Origin of the sequence: Pseudoalteromonas shioyasakiensis (assembly GCA_013391845.1) — a bacterium.
Taxonomy (GTDB): domain Bacteria; phylum Pseudomonadota; class Gammaproteobacteria; order Enterobacterales; family Alteromonadaceae; genus Pseudoalteromonas; species Pseudoalteromonas apostichopi.
Map to the genome: position 1 here is coordinate 1359108 of CP058414.1, position 20619 is coordinate 1379726.

At 42.9% G+C, this 20619-nt stretch carries 12 protein-coding genes and 4 rRNA genes; 12 read left to right on the top strand and 4 right to left on the bottom strand.

Annotated features, from left to right (window positions below; genetic code table 11):
* Nucleotides 1–2: 2 nt before the first annotated feature.
* The 3 genes from thiL to HYD28_06215 are packed head-to-tail and all read left to right on the top strand — an operon-like array spanning nucleotide 3 to nucleotide 4579.
* Nucleotides 3–977 carry a thiamine-phosphate kinase gene (thiL, locus tag HYD28_06205; GenBank protein QLE08593.1) on the top strand — a complete coding sequence of 325 codons (975 nt, stop codon included), beginning with the start codon at nucleotides 3–5 and terminating at the stop codon, nucleotides 975–977.
* On the top strand, nucleotides 974–1459 hold the full coding sequence (locus tag HYD28_06210; GenBank protein QLE08594.1) for a phosphatidylglycerophosphatase A: 486 nt from the start codon (nucleotides 974–976) through the stop codon (nucleotides 1457–1459). The genes thiL and HYD28_06210 overlap by 4 nt, the downstream gene beginning before the upstream one ends.
* A gap of 33 nt (nucleotides 1460–1492) precedes the next feature.
* Nucleotides 1493–4579: a diguanylate cyclase gene (locus HYD28_06215; protein ID QLE08595.1), complete on the top strand. Its 3087-nt coding sequence runs from the start codon at nucleotides 1493–1495 to the stop codon at nucleotides 4577–4579.
* A 223-nt stretch (nucleotides 4580–4802) separates the two neighbouring features.
* Here the strand turns inward: HYD28_06215 and dxs are convergent, their stop codons facing one another.
* From dxs to xseB, 3 genes are all read right to left on the bottom strand, one after another.
* A complete protein-coding gene (gene dxs, locus HYD28_06220) occupies nucleotides 4803–6665 on the bottom strand; it encodes a 1-deoxy-D-xylulose-5-phosphate synthase (GenBank protein ID QLE08596.1) in 1863 nt (620 codons plus the stop codon).
* Between the two features lie 89 nt (nucleotides 6666–6754).
* Nucleotides 6755–7642: a (2E,6E)-farnesyl diphosphate synthase gene (gene ispA, locus HYD28_06225; protein ID QLE08597.1), complete on the bottom strand. Its 888-nt coding sequence runs from the start codon at nucleotides 7640–7642 to the stop codon at nucleotides 6755–6757.
* Nucleotides 7643–7646: 4 nt separating this feature from the next.
* Nucleotides 7647–7889, bottom strand: coding sequence for an exodeoxyribonuclease VII small subunit (xseB, locus tag HYD28_06230; GenBank protein QLE08598.1), 243 nt, complete (start codon nucleotides 7887–7889; stop codon nucleotides 7647–7649).
* Between the two features lie 272 nt (nucleotides 7890–8161).
* Between xseB and pomA the strand changes: the two genes are divergently transcribed.
* The 4 genes from pomA (at nucleotide 8162) to HYD28_06250 (ending at nucleotide 12444) form a co-directional block, all read left to right on the top strand.
* On the top strand, nucleotides 8162–8929 hold the full coding sequence (pomA, locus tag HYD28_06235; GenBank protein ID QLE08599.1) for a flagellar motor protein PomA: 768 nt from the start codon (nucleotides 8162–8164) through the stop codon (nucleotides 8927–8929).
* A 3-nt stretch (nucleotides 8930–8932) separates the two neighbouring features.
* Nucleotides 8933–9856 (top strand): flagellar motor protein MotB, encoded by a 924-nt coding sequence (locus HYD28_06240; protein QLE08600.1) that lies wholly within the window; start codon nucleotides 8933–8935, stop codon nucleotides 9854–9856.
* A gap of 135 nt (nucleotides 9857–9991) precedes the next feature.
* Entirely contained in the window at nucleotides 9992–10468 is a 477-nt protein-coding gene (locus tag HYD28_06245) for a hypothetical protein (GenBank protein ID QLE08601.1), read from the top strand.
* A gap of 65 nt (nucleotides 10469–10533) precedes the next feature.
* Nucleotides 10534–12444 carry a DNA topoisomerase III gene (locus HYD28_06250; GenBank protein QLE08602.1) on the top strand — a complete coding sequence of 637 codons (1911 nt, stop codon included), beginning with the start codon at nucleotides 10534–10536 and terminating at the stop codon, nucleotides 12442–12444.
* A 1-nt stretch (nucleotide 12445) separates the two neighbouring features.
* Here the strand turns inward: HYD28_06250 and HYD28_06255 are convergent, their stop codons facing one another.
* Nucleotides 12446–13759 carry an amidohydrolase gene (locus HYD28_06255; GenBank protein ID QLE08603.1) on the bottom strand — a complete coding sequence of 438 codons (1314 nt, stop codon included), beginning with the start codon at nucleotides 13757–13759 and terminating at the stop codon, nucleotides 12446–12448.
* Between the two features lie 83 nt (nucleotides 13760–13842).
* Between HYD28_06255 and HYD28_06260 the strand changes: the two genes are divergently transcribed.
* The 5 genes from HYD28_06260 (at nucleotide 13843) to rrf (HYD28_06280) (ending at nucleotide 20427) form a co-directional block, all read left to right on the top strand.
* Nucleotides 13843–14700 carry a tetratricopeptide repeat protein gene (locus tag HYD28_06260; protein QLE08604.1) on the top strand — a complete coding sequence of 286 codons (858 nt, stop codon included), beginning with the start codon at nucleotides 13843–13845 and terminating at the stop codon, nucleotides 14698–14700.
* A 612-nt stretch (nucleotides 14701–15312) separates the two neighbouring features.
* Nucleotides 15313–16854 (top strand): 16S ribosomal RNA (locus HYD28_06265).
* A 270-nt stretch (nucleotides 16855–17124) separates the two neighbouring features.
* Nucleotides 17125–20032: ribosomal RNA gene (locus HYD28_06270) — 23S ribosomal RNA — on the top strand.
* Nucleotides 20033–20139: 107 nt separating this feature from the next.
* A 5S ribosomal RNA gene (gene rrf, locus HYD28_06275) occupies nucleotides 20140–20254 on the top strand.
* Between the two features lie 58 nt (nucleotides 20255–20312).
* Nucleotides 20313–20427: ribosomal RNA gene (gene rrf, locus HYD28_06280) — 5S ribosomal RNA — on the top strand.
* The 16S, 23S and 5S rRNA genes sit together here, the layout of an rRNA operon.
* Nucleotides 20428–20619: the final 192 nt, after the last annotated feature.

Below are 20619 nucleotides of genomic sequence, written 5' to 3' on the forward strand. Positions count from 1 at the left end.
GTATGAAGGAATTTGAATTAATCAATCGTTACTTTAAAGGCCGTGGTATTATTCGCCATGATGTGAACCTAGGTATTGGTGACGATTGTGCCTTGGTATCTGTGCCTGAAAACTGCCAATTGGCAGTAACAACAGACACGTTAGTTGCGGGGGTACACTTTTTTGATGACATCTCTCCTCGTGCTCTTGGGCATCGAGCTTTAGCTGTTAACTTAAGTGATCTGGCGGCTATGGGTGCAGAACCAACGTGGATTTCGGTTGGCTTAACTTTGCCAGAAGTAAACATAGAATGGCTTGAAGAGTTCACCGAAGGTATGCATGAAATTGCAGAGTACTTCAATGTGCAGATCATTGGCGGTGATACCACCCAAGGCCCTTTAACTATTACAATTTGTGCTAAAGGCATCGTACCTGAAGGCAAAGCACTACGTCGTAGTGGTGCTAAAGTTGGCGATTGGATTTATGTAACAGGCCCATTAGGTGATGCTGGTGTGGCAATTGAAGCTCGTAAACAAGGACTTGATATTGCCCCTGAACATTTAAATTATTTAAATAATCGCTTTGATTACCCGACTCCGCGTGTTGCAGCGGGGCAGGTGTTACGAGGTGCAGCCTCTGCGGCGATTGATATATCTGATGGCTTATTAGCTGATTTAGGACATATTTTAGCGCTATCGCAAGTCAGTGCTGTGATCAATGTCGATAAAGTGCCAGTCTCTGATGCACTAAACTCTTCAATTCCACGTGCAGAGCAGTTTGATTATATCTTAAATTACGGTGACGATTATGAGTTGCTGTTTACTGTGCCTGAAAGTAATAAAAGCATGGTTGATATGAAGTTGCGCCAATATGGTGTTGAAGCAAGTTGTGTTGGGCAAATTAAAAGTGGCGAAAGTGACATTGAACTATTACTTGATGGTGAAAAATTTAACTATCAAGGCAAGGGTTTTCAGCACTTCACGAAGGAGCCGGTTTGAGCAATAACCGTTTATTCAATTTAAAACGCCCACACCAATTTTTTGGTTTGGGTTTTGGCTTAGGCCTTGCGCCTAAAGCTCCAGGCACCTTTGGTACCTTTGCTGCATTGCCGTTTATTTTTACCACAATGTACTTTCCGCTATGGTTACAGATTGTGTTTGCAATCGTGATCAGCGTATTTGGTATTTGGGCATGTGGTAAAACGGCAGATGACTTAGGGGTACACGATCATCCTGCCATTGTTTGGGATGAAGTTGCTGGTTATTATATCACCATGATTGGTGCTGCACTGAATTGGCAGTCACTGTTGGTTGGTTTTTTGTTGTTTCGTTTTTTTGATATCGCTAAACCAGGTCCTATCAGAATTCTCGATAGACGTTTACACGGTGGCTTGGGCATCATGGCTGATGATATTTTAGCAGGTATATTTTCATTAATTTGTGTTCAAGCCTTGTTTAAAGCTGGCTATTTGCCTTTTTAAACGATGAGTTAAGTGTTACTTGGTGGCAAGTATATGATGCGATTTCTAGTTGTCTGTTTGTTGATGCTTTGCAGCATGCCTGTGTTTGCATCTATTACTGACTATGTCGTTAAACAGTGGAACATCCAAAATGGCTTGCCATCACAATCTTTAAAAAGTATTGCTCAAGATGAGCAAGGCTATATGTGGCTAGGCACACAGTTTGGATTAAGCCGATTTGATGGTAATACTTTCACCAACTTCAATACGCAAAATAGCGACTTCCTGCCAAGTAACGGTATTAATAAGTTATTGGTTGATAGCACTGGATTACTTTGGGTAGGTACCAAAAATGGCTTGGTGACACTTGATCCTAAAACTATGATGTCGCAAACCTTTAATGTCAAAGGCCCTGTGCGGGATATTCTTGAAGACTCCAAAGGTAGTATCTGGATTGCCGCGAACGGCCTTTATTATGTTGCTCGAAATCAAGTCACACTAAATCAAAACTCAGCGTTAATCGTACCGGTATCTAATGCCACTGCAATTACGCAAATTGTTGGTTCAGTGAGTCAAATGGCTTTGTCGCCAGAAGGTATTTGGCTGGTTAATGAGCGTCACTTACTGCGCTTAACTAATACCTCTTCTGACTTTGCAAAATTACGATTAGAACTCACTGCAAAAGTGTCATTACCTGAACGATTAGCACAAACCATTATTCATGATATGGCTTGGCTTGAAGGTAACTTATACCTAGCCTCTGAGCTAGGTGCTTATTTTCTTGATTTAGATGATGAGCTGCGTCCATTCCCACTTCCAAATGCGAGTAACTCTGCTGTTTATAAGTTTATGAGTGACTCTGATGGGGCGTTATGGATTTCGACCTATGGCAGGCTGTTATTTCGTGATAACTCAGGTGATTGGCAATGGGTTGAGCCAAGTCAGCTAGATCAGAGTATTTGGTTTGCTGATATCTTTCGTGATAATCAAAATAATATTTGGCTGGCAAGCTTCAGTGAAGGTTTATGGCTTGCTCATGAGGGGCGTATTGAACGTCACTCTGCTATTTCAAATATGACAGAAGCGGTGATGGCTATTAGCCAAGCACCTGATGGCAAATTATGGGTGGCCAATCGAAGTGGTGTTGGCTACTTCGATTATAACAAAAATTTTGTAAATCAAATTCCGAGTAATCAATTTGGTCGAGCTGCGGTGCACGACTTACAATTTGATGGTGACCGTTTGTACATCGCAACTGGTCGCGGTGTGTTTTATTACGAAAACCAAAACTTATATACAGTCCCTGGGCGAGCGCTACGAGATAACCCTGTATTCGCAATTAGCCGTTCTAGCAAAGGCGGTTTTTGGCTTGGTACTGGCCGAGGTATGTATCGCTTAAGTTATGGTGGTTTAACACCATTTGCTTACAATGCATTCTTAAGCAGTAAATTTATAACCTATGTTCTTGATGAGCAAAACTTTGGCTTAATTGGTACCAGTAAAGGGGCTTATTACTTTACCGACCGAGGTATTGAGAAAATTGGCGACCAAACTAGTTTAGAAAGTGCTTACGTCACCAGTATTTTAAATATTGAAGGGGTGGGGATATTAATAGGCTCACTTAACGATGGTCTATTTTATCGCAGTACCAAAGGTCAGTGGCGTCAGTTAGATGCGACCGATGGTCTACCGTATGGGTCTATTTTTAGTCTCGTTTACGATAAGCAGTTAAAGCGTATTTGGGTAAGTACCATGAAAGGCGTATATCGCATGCCGGTAGAGCAGTTTGGTACTGACATTGAGAGCTTAAAAGTAGAACAAGTGATCTCATCGTTTGACCGTCAGCTCGATGGTAAAGCTAGTCAATGTTGTGCCGGTCTTGGCCATGATGCTGTGGCAGATACAGGTAACTCTATTTGGTACCCAAGCCTACAAGGTGTTGTTGAAATTCCAAAGAGTGTTGAGCTCTTTGGTGTGCAAGCTCTGAAACCTCGTATTGAAAGCCTGATCACGCCGCTTCGTCATTTAAGTACGGCAACCTTAGGTAATAAACCTGAGCTGCAAATTGATGAGCGTGATGTGACATTAAAATATACTGCGATTGATTATTATGCCCCTTCAAGTATTGAGTTCCGTTACCGCTTAAGTGGCTTGGACAGTGACTGGCGTTATGCTAATACTCGTCGTGAGGCAATTTATACCAACTTACCGCCGGGTTCTTTTTTATTCCAGCTTGAAGCAAAACGCCGTGGTGAAGATTGGCAAAAAGCACGTCGTACTGAGTATAGTTTTGTGGTGCCGCGTCGCTTTGACGAGACTATCTATTTCAGACTTTTGATCACCAGCAGCTTTATTTTATTGTTTTATCTTGTGTTCTGGGTATTTAGAGCGCAAGAGAAACGTAAACAATTAGCTCTTGAGAGCTTAGTAACAGAACGAACTGTTGAGCTTCGTGAAGCCAACGATAAGCTTAATCAAGTAAATTCACAGCTTAAGTTAGTTAGCCATTCTGATGAGCTTACTGGATTACGTAGCCGCCGTTTCTTGTTTGATCAACTACCAAAAGATATCGAGCACTTCCAGCGAAACTCGCAGTCATTACAAGCGCAGGGCAAATCATTGGTATTGTTGATCATTAACTTTGATAACTTTAGCCGAATTAATGATGCTTATGGGCCACTTGCAGGCGATAGCTGTTTACAGCAAATGGCAACCTTACTTAATAGCCGTACACAAGGTTCTGACTATGTCGCACGTTGGAGTGGTGATGAGTTTTTACTCTTACTACGTGATTTCAAACGTACAGCGATAGACAATTATGTTGCTGATTTATGTGAAGCAATTGCAGCAAATCCATTTAGATTACCAAATGGTGAGTCAACCACCATTACTGCGTCGATTGGCTGGTCTTTCTACCCATTACCTTTATTGGGTGGACAAGTTATTGGTTGGGAAACTTCAGTCAATCTTGCTGATATCGCATTACATCAAGTTAAAAAGCGTGGTGGTGATGGTGTTGCAAACATTACCTTTGATGAGCAATTAGATGCCTTTGAGTTCGAGCAAAGCAATAATGTTGATCAGCAGCTCAGTGCATTACAAGCTAATGGCTTAGCCGATATAAAAATTTGGATGCGATAGAGTTTCTATTGGTATTATACCAACCCGCAATAATACTTAATCATTTTGAGGGATTAAACCTGTCGCTAACTGCGTTAAAAATTTCTCATTTAGAACAACTAAAGAACGAAATTTTTGCCTTGTTATCAACGAGGTTTAATTGCCTCAAAATAGACTACTTAATTAAGCGGATTGGTATTAAAAAAGGAGCTTTAAAGCTCCTTTTTTGTGAATGCTGTTTGGCTTAAGCCATGAACTCTTTGATGCTAGCTAAGATGCCATTAGCATCTAAGCCCATTTCGGCGTGCATTTCATCTTGCGTGCCATGCTTAATGAATTCATCTGGAATACCTAAGTTTAAGATAGACACGTTAGCCTTAATTGCAGCTAGGTGCTCATTCACAGCAGAACCTGCACCGCCCGCAATGGCGTTGTCTTCTAAGGTAACAATCACATCATGGCTAGCTAGTAATTCGCTAATAGCATCAGTATCAAGAGGCTTAATAAAGCGCATATCAATCACTGTTGCGTTAAGTTCATCGGCGACTACTTTGGCGTTCTCTAATAGCGTACCAAACGACAAGATTGCCACTTTGCTACCTAGCTTGATGCTACGCGCTTTACCAATTTCAATCGCGCTCATTGTCGATTCAACGTCACAATTACCCGCACTACCTCGAGGGTAACGAACAGCAACAGGTTGATTGCATTGGTAACCTGTATACAACATTTGGCGACACTCATTAGTATCGCTTGGTGCCATGATAATCATGTTAGGAATACAGCGCATAAAGCTCAAGTCATAGGCTCCTTGGTGAGTTTCACCATCTGCACCTACAATTCCCGCACGGTCAATAGCAAATAAAACAGGTAAGTTTTGTAATGCCACATCGTGGATAAGTTGGTCGTAAGCGCGTTGCAAAAAGCTTGAATAAATAGCAACAACAGGTTTTAAGCCTTCACAGGCAAGGCCAGCTGCAAGCGTTACAGCATGTTGTTCAGCAATAGCTACATCAAAGTATTGCGCAGGGTACTCTTTAGAAAAGCGCACCATGCCAGAACCTTCACGCATCGCTGGGGTAATTGCCATCAGCTTGTCGTCTTGTGCTGCCATATCGCATAACCAGTCACCAAATACATTAGAAAATGTAGCCGCGCCAGGTTTTGATTTTGGTAATTTAGACATGCTAGGATCAAATTTTGGTACGCCATGGTAGCCAATTGGATCCGCTTCAGCAGGTTTATAACCTTTACCTTTTTGTGTTTTGATATGCAGTAATTGCGGACCTTTAAGGTTACGCATGTTACGTAAGGTATCGACCAACATATTAACATCATGACCATCGATTGGGCCGATGTAATTTAGGCCTAACTCTTCAAAGAAAGTACCTGGAATGACCATACCTTTTAAATGTTCTTCCATTCGGCTGGCAAGCTCTTTCACAGGTGGTAAGCCTGAAAGAAGTTTTTTGCTACCTTCACGAATATTGGTGTAGAAGCTACCAGACAAAATACGTGCAAAGTGATTGTTTAGTGCACCCACGTTTTCAGAGATCGACATTTCATTATCATTTAAGATAATTAGCACATTAGGGTTTACATCACCCATGTGGTTCATCGCTTCAAATGCCATACCTGCAGTAATCGCACCATCGCCAATAACAGCAACTGTTTTACGATCTTTACCTTCTTTTTCAGCAGCAATGGCCATACCTAGTGCAGCCGAAATTGAAGTGCTCGAATGACCTACACTGAAGGTGTCGTAAGGGCTTTCTTCACGGAATGGGAAAGGGTGTAAGCCGTCTTTTTGACGAATAGTATGCATTTGGTCACGACGACCAGTTAAGATTTTGTGTGGGTATGCTTGATGACCCACGTCCCATACTAAACGATCTTCAGGCGTGTTATAAACATAATGAAGCGCAACCGTTAGTTCAACAGTGCCTAAACCTGATGCTAAATGACCACTACTTTGCGAAACTGAGTTAAGTAGGTATTCGCGTAACTCTTTACTAAACGCAGGTAACTTGTCTTGCGCTAATTCACGCAGTTGTGCTGGTTCGTCAACCAAACTTAATAATGGATACTTGCTACTATCAAGTGTCATGATTTTATATACATCCTTCGCTAACCAGAGTGCATTATAGCCCATTGCTGCTCTGATTTTTTAGTTATTTTGTCTTTCTTTTTTAGGCATTAATAATTACGTTCAACGATATAGCTAGCAAGGCTTGCCAGTTCGCTGGTGTCGTAATCAATTGCCTCAAGAGCTTGATGAGCTTGAGCTAGTAAGTCTTGTGCTTTTTGCTTTGCACCTGCCATTCCCAATAAAGCAGGGTAAGTTGCTTTATTGGCGGCAATATCTGAACCTTGTGGCTTACCTAATGTTTCAGTATCAGCTTCTACATCTAGGATATCGTCTTGTACCTGAAAAGCCAGACCTATTGCTTGGCCGAATAAGTTCAACTGCTTTAGAGTATGCTCATCGCAGCTATTAGCACTTAATGCACCAAGTGTAATTGCACAGTTGAGTAAGGCGCCCGTTTTTAACTGATGAATACGCTCTAGCTGAGACACGCTAATTTCTTTATCAGTCGCTTCTATATCCAGTGCCTGTCCACCTACCATACCTTCAATACCTGAGGCTTTGCTTAACGAGGCTATCATTTTTACCTGCTGGCTCGCAGGAACTGAAAATCGGTGGTTGGCGATTAAATCAAATGCTAGTGTTTGTAATGCATCACCAGCGAGTATTGCTTGCGCTTCACCATAGACAATATGACAGGTGGGACGACCACGTCTTAAGTCATCGTCATCCATTGCAGGTAGGTCATCATGGACTAATGAGTAGCTATGAATACATTCAATGGCAGCAGCAAGAATATCGAGATCGGCCTTGTTAGCACCCATCATTCGGCCCGTCGCATATACAAGGTAAGGACGTAAGCGCTTACCACCATTTAAAACACCATAATGAGTAGCTTCTTTAATGTTCTTTTCGGTATTAAGTGGCTGTTCGAAATAGCGATTTAAATGTGCCTCAACGTCTTCTCGAGCGCGTTGTAATTGTTCTTTTAGTTGCACTTAATTAGTCCAAGTTTGAATCAAAATTGCTAAGAGGAGCTTGGCTATCGTTACCCATTAAGATGGCAACTTTTTGTTCGGCTTGTTGCAACTTACCGGATGAAGCATTCGCCAGCGCAATACCACGTTCAAATTGTTTTAGTGATTGTTCTAAAGACAATTCACCTTGCTCCATTTGTGCAACTATTTGAGATAATTCATCCAGCGCTTCTTCAAAGCTTAAGTTTTCTGGTTTCTTTGTTGCCATTGTGGCCTCGATAGCTGTTAGAAAGTGAGGCCAATTTTAGGGGGAATGCTAAACTAGGTCAAAGAATGATGTGTTTTTTTACGCATAATCCATTTTCAATATGTTATTTTTACGCTTTTACATACAGCTTAAACTTGTAGCTTAAAAATCTTACATTAAAATATAATTAATTCATTTAATGATTTAAGTATTTCAATTGCTTGCCGATAAGCAGTTAATAATAAAAATTTGATGCCTGAGGGTGTCGTGTAATTGTTCCTCTGGAGGGGTATGTGGATTTAGCAACCATAATAGGTATTCTTGGTGCCATAGGCTTAATTGCTATGTCGATGGTGTTAAGTAGTGACGGCCAAGTTGCAATGTTTTACAACACGCCTTCGGTGGTCATTGTATTTGGTGGTTCGATTTTTATCGTGTTATCGAATTTCACCATGGGGCAATTTTTGGGCATAGGTAAAGTGGCTGCTAAAGCCTTTATGTTCAAAATCGAATCTCCAGAAGAATTAATTGAAAAAGCAGTAGAATTAGCTGACTCAGCACGTAAAGGCGGTTTTCTAGCATTAGAAGAAGCCGAAATCCCCAACGGTTTTATGCGTAAAGGGGTGGATATGTTAGTGGATGGTCATGATGCTGATGTTGTTCGTGCCACGCTGCAAAAAGATATTTCTCTCACCGCTAATCGTCATGAACTTGGCGCAGGCTTATTCAAGTCACTTGCTGATATTGCCCCTGCGATGGGTATGATCGGTACGCTAATAGGTCTGGTTGCTATGCTATCAAACATGGATGACCCGAAAGCAATCGGTCCTGCGATGGCGGTTGCACTTTTAACAACATTATATGGTGCTTTCTTAGCAAACGTTGTAGCAATTCCTATTCAGGTAAAGCTAGAACTACGTAAAGATGAAGAAGCTCTTAACCAACGCTTAATTCTCGATGCAGTACTAGGTATTCAAGATGGCCAAAATCCGAAAGTCATTGAAGGTATATTGAAAAATTACCTAGCTGAATCAAAACGTAAAGTTGATACCGAGGAGTAGGGCATGTCCGATCAAGAGTGCAAATGTCCACCACCAGGTTTACCAGCCTGGATGGGAACCTTCGCAGATTTAATGTCATTATTAATGTGCTTCTTTGTACTCTTACTTGCTTTCTCGGAAATGGATGTACTGAAGTTTAAGCAAATTGCTGGTTCAATGAAGTTTGCATTTGGTGTGCAAAACAAAATTGAAGTAAAAGATATTCCAAAAGGGACCTCAGTAATAGCAATGGAGTTTACCCCTGGTAAACCTGAACCTACCCCTATCGAAACGATTCAACAACAAACTGTAGAAATGACTCAGCAAATGCTTGAGTTTCAAGCTGGTGATGAAAGCTCTGCCGGTGGTCGTCAAGAGCAACGTGGTAATAAGCGTGGTGGTGAATCGCAAAGCACGGCTCAGCAACAAGCATTGGAGCAGTCAATTTCTGCGGCTGACCAAGAACAGACTAATGAGCTTGTGAAGAAAATTGCCCAGCAGCTTGAACAGCAAATTATGGATGGTGCGATTGAACTTGAGTCATTAGGTCAACAAATTATTATTCGCATCCGTGAGAATGGCTCATTCCCATCTGGCAGCGCCTTTTTACAGCCTAAGTTTAAGCCTATTATTCGTGATATTGCGACACTATTAAAAGATGTGCCGGGTGAAATAACCGTGTCAGGACATACTGACGACTTCCAAGTATCAAATGAGCTTTATACTAATAATTGGGATTTATCTTCAAAACGTGCAGTTGCCGTTGCAAGCGAAATGGAAAAAGCCCCTGGTTTTGATAAATCTCGTATGATGGTTGTAGGTCACGCAGAAACTAGGCCTCTTGTACCGAATGTGACTGATGAAGATCGCAAGCGGAATCGTCGTGTCGAAATATCTATCATGCAAGGTAAAGCTCACGAATCTGACCCTATTGATGTAAGACAATAAATCAATTAAAGTGAAACTTCATTAACACATGTAATGGAGTATAAAAATGAAAAAAGTTGATAAGTACAGCTATATGCCAGGTAATGGCGGCGGTGGCGATGACAATGATGATGGTAAAACGCAAGGTGAGTAACTTTGCCTCATTGGATTGATTCTGTCATTGTGACATTAGATCATAGCTGGGTGTTCATTCTGAGCCCGGCTATTTTTGTATTTTATCTTCGTAAAGATTGGCCCGCACTTTACTTTGCTGTTATCACGGCAGCCTTCTTCTTGTTCGGAACTCTTATTTATTCTGCTCTAAAAGCATTTGATGATATTTATGTGTGGCGCTATGTTGTGTGGGCTTTTAATGATATTGCTTGGATGGCCTTAATTGCCTACTTGGGGATTAAAGACAAAGTCTATTTATGGCAAAGTGCTTTAGGGCAACTGGTCGTTATAATGGCTCCCATATTACAGTTGTTTCGTTTAGTCGATCGTCATCTTTGGGACTTATCGTACAGCACCTATATGTATAAAACCCTGTTACCTTTAATCAATGTTGGTACAGTGGTTGTGTGTTATCTACCTCTTATTTACCTTTTCACCCGACGCCGGCAGCAGGCGTAAGCCATTCCTAAGTTAAAATTCCTGTGCTAGAATACTGTTTATAAAAACAGTATTAGTGTTGCGTTATGAAACTTTACATTGCCGAAAAACCGTCATTGGCGCGAGCCATTGCGGATGCACTGCCTAAACCTCATAAAAAACAGGATGGTTATATAGAGCTTGGTAATGGTGATTGTGTCTCTTGGTGTATAGGGCATTTACTTGAACAAGCCGAGCCAGATGATTACGACACAAGTTTTAAAAAGTGGCGATTCGAGCATTTACCTATTGTGCCTGAGCAATGGCAATTAAAACCTAAAGCAAAAACACGTAAACAACTCACCGTATTAAAAAAGCTTATTAAGCAGGCAAGCGTAATTGTTCATGCTGGCGACCCTGACCGTGAAGGCCAGCTATTGGTTGATGAAGTGATCGAGCAGGTCAAACTGAGCAAAGCCAAAAAACAGCAAATTCAACGACTATTAATAAGCGATTTAAACTTAAGTGCAGTTAAAAAAGCACTTAATAATTTAAAGTCGAATCGCGATTTTATTCCCTTGAGTGTGTCTGCATTAGCTCGCTCACGTGCTGATTGGTTATTTGGCATGAATCTAACTCGGGCTTATACGCTTGCTGGGCAAAAAGCAGGGTTTGGTAATGTGTTATCTGTAGGTCGTGTTCAAACACCTATTTTAGGTCTTGTTGTAAATCGTGATAATGAAATAGCTAACTTTGTAGCGAAACCTTTTTACGAAGTATTAGCTCATCTTGAAACTGAGCAGCAGCAAACATTTTCAGCTAAGTGGCAACCAAGTAAAGCATGCGAACCTTATCAAGATGAGGAGGGGAGAGTATTACATAGAGGGCTTGCTGAAAATGTTGTATCACGTATAACTAATCAACCAGCTAAAGTGGTTGACCTTGAGCAAAAACAAAAAAAACAACAAGCACCGTTACCTTATAATTTATCAGCTTTACAAATCGATGCGGCAAAAGCGTTTTCAATGCCTGCACAAAAGGTGTTAGATACCTGCCAAAGCTTGTATGAGCGTCATAAGTTAATTACTTATCCTCGTTCAGATAATCGCTATTTACCAAAAGAGCATCATAAAGATGCAGCGAGTATTATTGCTGCTATTGCTAATAATGAAGGCCAAGCAAGTGAAGCTTGCAAGCAAGCTGACACCAGCAAGCGGAGTAAATGTTTTAATGACAGCAAAGTTGCGGCACACCACGCTATTGTTCCTACCGAAAAACAACTTCGCTCAGCATCATTAAATAGTGATGAACAAAAAATCTATCGGTTGATCTGTCGTCATTATTTAATCCAGTTTTATTCTGACTATGTCTTTAACGAAACCAAAGTAACAGTCGAGATTGCTGGTGGACTTTTTAAAGCCGCTGCTAAGCAAGATGTTAGCTTAGGCTTCAAAACATTAATGGGCAAAACAGAGTTAAAAGATGAGCAAACCTTACCTGCTCTTGAAAAAGGTAAGCAGCTGCATTGTAATCAGGGGGACGTGGTAGACAAAATGACTACACCGCCAGCGCATTTTACTGATGCTACCTTATTAAGTGCTATGACAGGCATCAGCCGCTATGTGAAAGACCCTGAGATTAAAAAGATCCTTAAAGAAACTGATGGACTAGGTACTGAGGCTACACGGGCAGGTATTCTCGAGCTTTTATTTAAGCGCCGCTTTTTAGAGCGTCAGGGTAAAAATATTTTAGCTACGGCAACAGGTAAAGCGCTTATTAGCACTTTACCTGAGCAGCTTGCTAGCCCTGACTTAACTGCTAAGTGGGAAGCATCATTAGGGAATATAGCTGAACAGCATATGAGTTATCAGCAATTTTTAACGCCATTACTGACTGAGTTACATGCTTTAGTTGATCAAGCCAAACAGTGCGACAGCCAAGTTTTTGCCCAATTACCAAAAACGCCGCAAAAGCGACGTTTTAAAAGAAAGGCTAAGCCTAGAGCTAGGTCAGCCTAAACTACTTTTTGTTAAATAGGGCAACCGCGGCATTACTCATTGCAGTTATCCCTGTAGGAAGCGCCTTTTTGTAATCAGGTGCAAACTTACTTGAATGTAAAGAAGGTAATGTTGCGCCAGATTGCATTGCAGCATCATATTGACTAGGTTCAACACCCCCTAACCAAAACAAAGTAATTGGTACATTTTGTTCTGTACGACCATAAAGGCCAAAGTCTTCACCAGCCATTACAGCTTCAGTTTCAAGTACATTGTCTTCACCAATCGCATTAGCAATCGCTGAACGTACTAAGTTGGTTTGAGTTGGATTATTGTATGTTGAAGGAATTGACTCATCTTCATGCACATATACTTCAGGTGCTAAACTTTTATCAAGTCCCGCACTTAATGCGATGCCTTTCGAAATTCGTTTGATCGCTGCAATTTGTTGTAAGCGAACTTCAGGGTTATAACTGCGCAGTGTAAGTTGTAGTTTTACTTCATCTGAAATGACATTGTGTTTGGAGCCACCGTGAATTGAGCCTACCGTGATCACTGATGGCTCTAGTGGTGACAATTCGCGACTAGTAATTGTTTGTAGTGCCAACACAATACGTGAAGCAATCACAACTGGATCTATTGTTGTGTGTGGATAGGCACCGTGACCCCCTTTACCTTTTACAGTAATATCAACAGAGTCAACACTAGCCATCGTGTATTCTGTTTTCATACTGACTTTACCAGCAGGAACACTGGCACTTACATGTAACCCAATAACATGATCTGGAGTAGGGTACTTAGTAAAAAGCCCTTCTTTAAGCATGGCTTTTGCACCACCACCTACTTCCTCTGCTGGTTGTGCGACCATCATTAAAGTACCTTGCCACTGATCTTTATGTGTCATTAACTGTTGAGCTGTGCCAATAAATGAACTCATGTGAATATCATGACCACAACCATGCATTACGCCAACGGTTGCACCAGCATCATTTGTTACAGTAACTTTAGAGGCATAGGGTTTACCAGTTTGCTCAACAATTGGTAATCCATCAGTATCAGTGCGGATCATTACTGTTGGGCCATCACCGTTTTTATAAATCCCAACAACGCCAAAACCACCCACGTTATCTGTAACAGTAAAGCCTAGTTGCTTTAATTTTTTTGCTAGCTTCTGGCCTGTTTGTTTTTCGTGGTAAGACAGCTCAGGAGATTGATGTAAATCTAAATAAAGCTTTTCAATCTCAGGCATGGTTTTTTGAAGGTTTAAATCTAGTGTTATTGCTTGCGCGAATGGACTAAGAAGTAACAAAGCTGCAGAAATAGTAGATAATTTCATAATGACCTCGACCCGTGGGGCTTGTAATTGTTATGTTTGCCACTATATAAAAACCTAAATACTTATATAGTGCAATCGATCAAATGAATAATATGATAAAACTTACCCAGCAAAATTTGCAGCAAGCATTGGGTGAAACGTCCGCTGAAAAATTAGTATTACTTACTTTTTACTCTTCGCAAAACCCAGAGTGTCATCAGCAAGCTACTATTTTAGAAAAAATCGCACATGAATATGGTGAGCATTTATTAGTAGCAACATTAGATTGTGATGTTGAGCAGGCACTTGCAGGACAACTTGCACAGCAAATCGGTTTACAAGCATTACCTACACTTGTGATGTTAAAAGATTCAGCGCCTGTAGATATGTTACCTGGCGCTCAAACAGAGCAGCAAATTCGCGATGCGCTAGCCAAACATTTACCAGCTCAACACGAGTTATTACTAGAGCAGGCTAAGCAAGCGTTAATTAATCAAGACTTAAACAATGCTTTTAACTATGCAAAGCAGGCTTATGAGCTTGATCCAAACCATACGCGTGTAAAGTTAGTTTTAGCTGATATCTGCATTCAAATTCATAAATTGGAAGATGCACAAGCATTATTAGATTCGGTTGCAGAAAGTGAACGAGATGCGTATTTCACAAATATTCAAGCAAAGTGTGAACAAGCATTAGCTGCAACAGATTCACCAGAAATAAAAGCACTGCAAGATAAAGTTGAAAAATATCCAAATGATTTAGAGATAAAAGTAGAACTAAGTAATGCTCTTAATAGTGCGGGCCGTAAAGAAGAAGCTTTAGAGATGTTATTTAATGTACTTAAAAAAGATCTTAACTACGCAGATGCAAAACCAACCTATCTAGAAATTATCGCTTCATTACCTGATGGTGATGCCTTGGCATCTAAGTATCGCCGTAAGTTATATAGTATCTTGTACTAATTCAGAGTTGATTGATAAAGGCGCCATTAAAATTAGTGGCGCTTTTTTTATTTAAAAACTTGCGTATTACCTAATATCGATAATACTTAAGATCCTCTCGAGAAAAGTTGGCTGTATTTTGTACAGTAAACTGTGTTTTTTACTGCCTTTAGCTTGTTTTTTGCGCGAAAGGTAAGTTTTTAGTAGTTTTCTACAAAAAGTGCTTGCGTTAATTCTTCGCATCCCTATAATGCGCATCCACTGACACGGCGGGCAGCAACGAAAGACGCTGAACAACGTAGCAGAGAGTTAAGTGAAACTTCGGTTTCAAATTATCGAAAGAAAGTTTGAAATTAAGTGTTGACTCGAAAAATTAAGGATGTATTATACGCATCCCTAGCGACAACGTCGCAACGTTCTTTAACAATATAAAGCAATCATCTGTGTGGGCACTCGTACAGATTGAGTTCTAACAGCCGATTCTAGTTCGCTAGATGACGCAAACAAATTTAGAGTCTCAATTGAACTGAGTGAACAACGGAAACAAGTTTACTTGTTTCAGCACAGTCAATTCGATTCGAAAGAATCAAAATCAGAATTCATTGAGCATGTCCTTCGGGACAGAAAAAACTTTTAATTGAAGAGTTTGATCATGGCTCAGATTGAACGCTGGCGGCAGGCCTAACACATGCAAGTCGAGCGGAAACGAAGAGGTGCTTGCACCTCTGGCGTCGAGCGGCGGACGGGTGAGTAATGCTTGGGAATATGCCTTATGGTGGGGGACAACAGTTGGAAACGACTGCTAATACCGCATGATGTCTACGGACCAAAGTGGGGGACCTTCGGGCCTCACGCCATAAGATTAGCCCAAGTGGGATTAGCTAGTTGGTGAGGTAATGGCTCACCAAGGCGACGATCCCTAGCTGGTTTGAGAGGATGATCAGCCACACTGGGACTGAGACACGGCCCAGACTCCTACGGGAGGCAGCAGTGGGGAATATTGCACAATGGGCGCAAGCCTGATGCAGCCATGCCGCGTGTGTGAAGAAGGCCTTCGGGTTGTAAAGCACTTTCAGTAAGGAGGAAAGGTTAAGTGTTAATAGCACTTAGCTGTGACGTTACTTACAGAAGAAGCACCGGCTAACTCCGTGCCAGCAGCCGCGGTAATACGGAGGGTGCGAGCGTTAATCGGAATTACTGGGCGTAAAGCGTACGCAGGCGGTTTGTTAAGCGAGATGTGAAAGCCCCGGGCTCAACCTGGGAACTGCATTTCGAACTGGCAAACTAGAGTGTGATAGAGGGTGGTAGAATTTCAGGTGTAGCGGTGAAATGCGTAGAGATCTGAAGGAATACCGATGGCGAAGGCAGCCACCTGGGTCAACACTGACGCTCATGTACGAAAGCGTGGGGAGCAAACAGGATTAGATACCCTGGTAGTCCACGCCGTAAACGATGTCTACTAGAAGCTCGGGTCTTCGGACTTGTTTTTCAAAGCTAACGCATTAAGTAGACCGCCTGGGGAGTACGGCCGCAAGGTTAAAACTCAAATGAATTGACGGGGGCCCGCACAAGCGGTGGAGCATGTGGTTTAATTCGATGCAACGCGAAGAACCTTACCTACACTTGACATACAGAGAACTTACCAGAGATGGTTTGGTGCCTTCGGGAACTCTGATACAGGTGCTGCATGGCTGTCGTCAGCTCGTGTTGTGAGATGTTGGGTTAAGTCCCGCAACGAGCGCAACCCCTATCCTTAGTTGCCAGCGATTCGGTCGGGAACTCTAAGGAGACTGCCGGTGATAAACCGGAGGAAGGTGGGGACGACGTCAAGTCATCATGGCCCTTACGTGTAGGGCTACACACGTGCTACAATGGCGCATACAGAGTGCTGCGAACCTGCGAGGGTAAGCGAATCACTTAAAGTGCGTCGTAGTCCGGATTGGAGTCTGCAACTCGACTCCATGAAGTCGGAATCGCTAGTAATCGCATATCAGAATGATGCGGTGAATACGTTCCCGGGCCTTGTACACACCGCCCGTCACACCATGGGAGTGGGTTGCTCCAGAAGTGGATAGTCTAACCTTCGGGAGGACGTTCACCACGGAGTGATTCATGACTGGGGTGAAGTCGTAACAAGGTAGCCCTAGGGGAACCTGGGGCTGGATCACCTCCTTATACGATTTAGAACTTATTTGTTCGTAGTGTCCACACAGATGATTGTTAGTTAGCTAAACCGCTTGGTTTAACTAATTAATATGCTCTTTAAAAATTTGGAAAGCTGATATTAAAATTCTTATAGATACTTGTATCTATAAAGAGTTTTCAAAAGTAAAAATATGCCATTAATCGAAAGATTAATTGGTATCTACTTTAGTATTCTCATCATTATTTGATGAATTAACTTCTGGCGAAGTTAACAGCTGTCACTAACAAAGACCCGTTTGGGTTGTATGGTTAAGTGACTAAGCGTACACGGTGGATGCCTTGGCAGTTGGAGGCGATGAAGGACGTATTAACTTGCGATAAGCCTAGTCAAGCTAGTAAAAAGCGCTTGAGACTAGGATTTCCGAATGGGGAAACCCACCTGCTTGCAGGTATCGTTAACTGAATACATAGGTTAACGAGGCGAACGCGGAGAACTGAAACATCTAAGTACCCGTAGGAACAGAAATCAACCGAGATTCCGGAAGTAGCGGCGAGCGAAACCGGACCAGCCCTTAAGCTTATTATGTGTTAGTGAAACATTCTGGAAAGTTTGACGATACAGGGTGATAGTCCCGTACACGAAAATGCATCTTAAGTGAAATCGAGTAGGTCGGAGCACGTGAAACTTTGACTGAATATAGGTGGACCATCATCTAAGGCTAAATACTCCCAACTGACCGATAGTGAACCAGTACCGTGAGGGAAAGGCGAAAAGAACCCCTGTGAGGGGAGTGAAATAGAACCTGAAACCGTGTACGTACAAGCAGTAGGAGCCCCTCGAGGGTGACTGCGTACCTTTTGTATAATGGGTCAGCGACTTATATTTTGTAGCGAGGTTAACCGATTAGGGTAGCCGTAGTGAAAGCGAGCGTTAACTGCGCGTTTAGTTGCAAGGTATAGACCCGAAACCCGGTGATCTAGCCATGGGCAGGTTGAAGGTTGAGTAACATCAACTGGAGGACCGAACCCACTAACGTTGAAAAGTTAGGGGATGACCTGTGGCTAGGAGTGAAAGGCTAATCAAACCGGGAGATAGCTGGTTCTCCCCGAAATCTATTTAGGTAGAGCCTCGGACGAATACTTACGGGGGTAGAGCACTGTTAAGGCTAGGGGGTCATCCCGACTTACCAACCCTTTGCAAACTCCGAATACCGTAAAGTACTATCCGGGAGACACACGGCGGGTGCTAACGTCCGTCGTGAAGAGGGAAACAACCCAGACCGCCAGCTAAGGTCCCAAAGTCATAGTTAAGTGGGAAACGATGTGGAAAGGCCCAGACAGCCAGGAGGTTGGCTTAGAAGCAGCCATCCTTTAAAGAAAGCGTAATAGCTCACTGGTCGAGTCGGTCTGCGCGGAAGATGTAACGGGGCTAAACTATGCACCGAAGCTGCGGATTCAAACTTTGTTTGAGTGGTAGGGGAGCGTTCTGTAAGCCGTTGAAGGTGTACCGGGAGGTATGCTGGAGGTATCAGAAGTGCGAATGCTGACATGAGTAACGATAATGCGGGTGAAAAACCCGCACGCCGGAAGACCAAGGGTTCCTATCCCATGTTAATCAGGGTAGGGTAAGTCGACCCCTAAGGCGAGGCCGAAAGGCGTAGTCGATGGGAAACGGGTTAATATTCCCGTACTTGGTATAATTGCGATGGGGGGACGGAGCAGGCTAAACAAGCATGGCGTTGGTTGTCCATGTGAAAGTGAGTAGGTTGAGAGTTTAGGAAAATCCGGACTCTTAAGACTGAGACACGAGACGAGCACCCAAGGGTGTGAAGTTGTTGATGCCATACTTCCAGGAAAAGCCTCTAAGCTTCAGATTATACCGAATCGTACCCCAAACCGACACAGGTGGTCAGGTAGAGAATACTAAGGCGCTTGAGAGAACTCGGGTGAAGGAACTAGGCAAAATCGTACCGTAACTTCGGGAGAAGGTACGCTCCTATCTGTGATGAGACTTGCTCTCTAAGCGGACGGGAGCCGCAGTGACCAGGTGGCTGGGACTGTTTATTAAAAACACAGCACTGTGCAAAATCGCAAGATGACGTATACGGTGTGACACCTGCCCGGTGCCGGAAGGTTAATTGATGGGGTTAGTTTTCGGACGAAGCTCTTGATCGAAGCCCCGGTAAACGGCGGCCGTAACTATAACGGTCCTAAGGTAGCGAAATTCCTTGTCGGGTAAGTTCCGACCTGCACGAATGGTGTAACCATGGCCACGCTGTCTCCACCCGAGACTCAGTGAAATTGAAATCGCAGTGAAGATGCTGTGTACCCGCGGCTAGACGGAAAGACCCCGTGAACCTTTACTACAGCTTGGCACTGAACATTGAACCTACATGTGTAGGATAGGTGGGAGGCTTTGAAGCAGAGACGCTAGTCTTTGTGGAGCCGTCCTTGAAATACCACCCTTGTAGTTTTGATGTTCTAACGTTGGTCCCTAATCGGGATTACGGACAGTGCCTGGTGGGTAGTTTGACTGGGGCGGTCTCCTCCCAAAGAGTAACGGAGGAGCACGAAGGTTGGCTAAGTACGGTCGGACATCGTACGGTTAGTGTAATGGTAGAAGCCAGCTTAACTGCGAGACAGACACGTCGAGCAGGTACGAAAGTAGGTCATAGTGATCCGGTGGTTCTGAATGGAAGGGCCATCGCTCAACGGATAAAAGGTACTCCGGGGATAACAGGCTGATACCGCCCAAGAGTTCATATCGACGGCGGTGTTTGGCACCTCGATGTCGGCTCATCACATCCTGGGGCTGAAGTCGGTCCCAAGGGTATGGCTGTTCGCCATTTAAAGTGGTACGCGAGCTGGGTTTAGAACGTCGTGAGACAGTTCGGTCCCTATCTGCCGTGGGCGTTTGAGAATTGAGAGGGGTTGCTCCTAGTACGAGAGGACCGGAGTGAACGAACCGCTGGTGTTCGGGTTGTCATGCCAATGGCACTGCCCGGTAGCTACGTTCGGAACTGATAAGCGCTGAAAGCATCTAAGCGCGAAGCAGGCCTCGAGATGAGTTCTCACTAGACTTTTAAAGTCTCTGAAGGGCCGTTGAAGACTACAACGTTGATAGGCAGGATGTGGAAGTGGTGCGAGCCATTAAGCTAACCTGTACTAATTACCCGTGAGGCTTAACCATACAACGCCAAACGCGTTTTATGACAGCGTAACAGACAGAAGTTAAGAAACTAAAGTAGACATTTACTGATATCAGAATTCCAGATTTATTAATTTGCTCAAAAGAGCGAATTAAAACCAAATTTGCTTGGTGACAATAGCGTTTTGGACCCACCTGACCCCATGCCGAACTCAGTAGTGAAACGAAACAGCGCCGATGATAGTGTGGCATTTGCCATGTGAAAGTAGGACATTGCCAGGCTCCAAATTCAGTCGTAAGACTTAAAATTTAAAATAATAAGAAAATTGAAAAGAATTTTCTTGGTGACAATAGCGTTTTGGACCCACCTGACCCCATGCCGAACTCAGTAGTGAAACGAAACAGCGCCGATGATAGTGTGGCATTTGCCATGTGAAAGTAGGACATTGCCAGGATCCTATTAAAGAAAGCCCGATTCGAAAGAGTCGGGCTTTTTTGCGTTTTAGCTGTCAGCTGAATGATCGCTGACGGCTGAAAGCTGATAGCTCTGTATTGGGTTTCGCTGAGCTCTACCCAACCTACGCCAGACCCTCAAACTTTCCCTTTTCTAACTCGTATCTTTCCCCTTTCTAGCTTGTAACTTTACT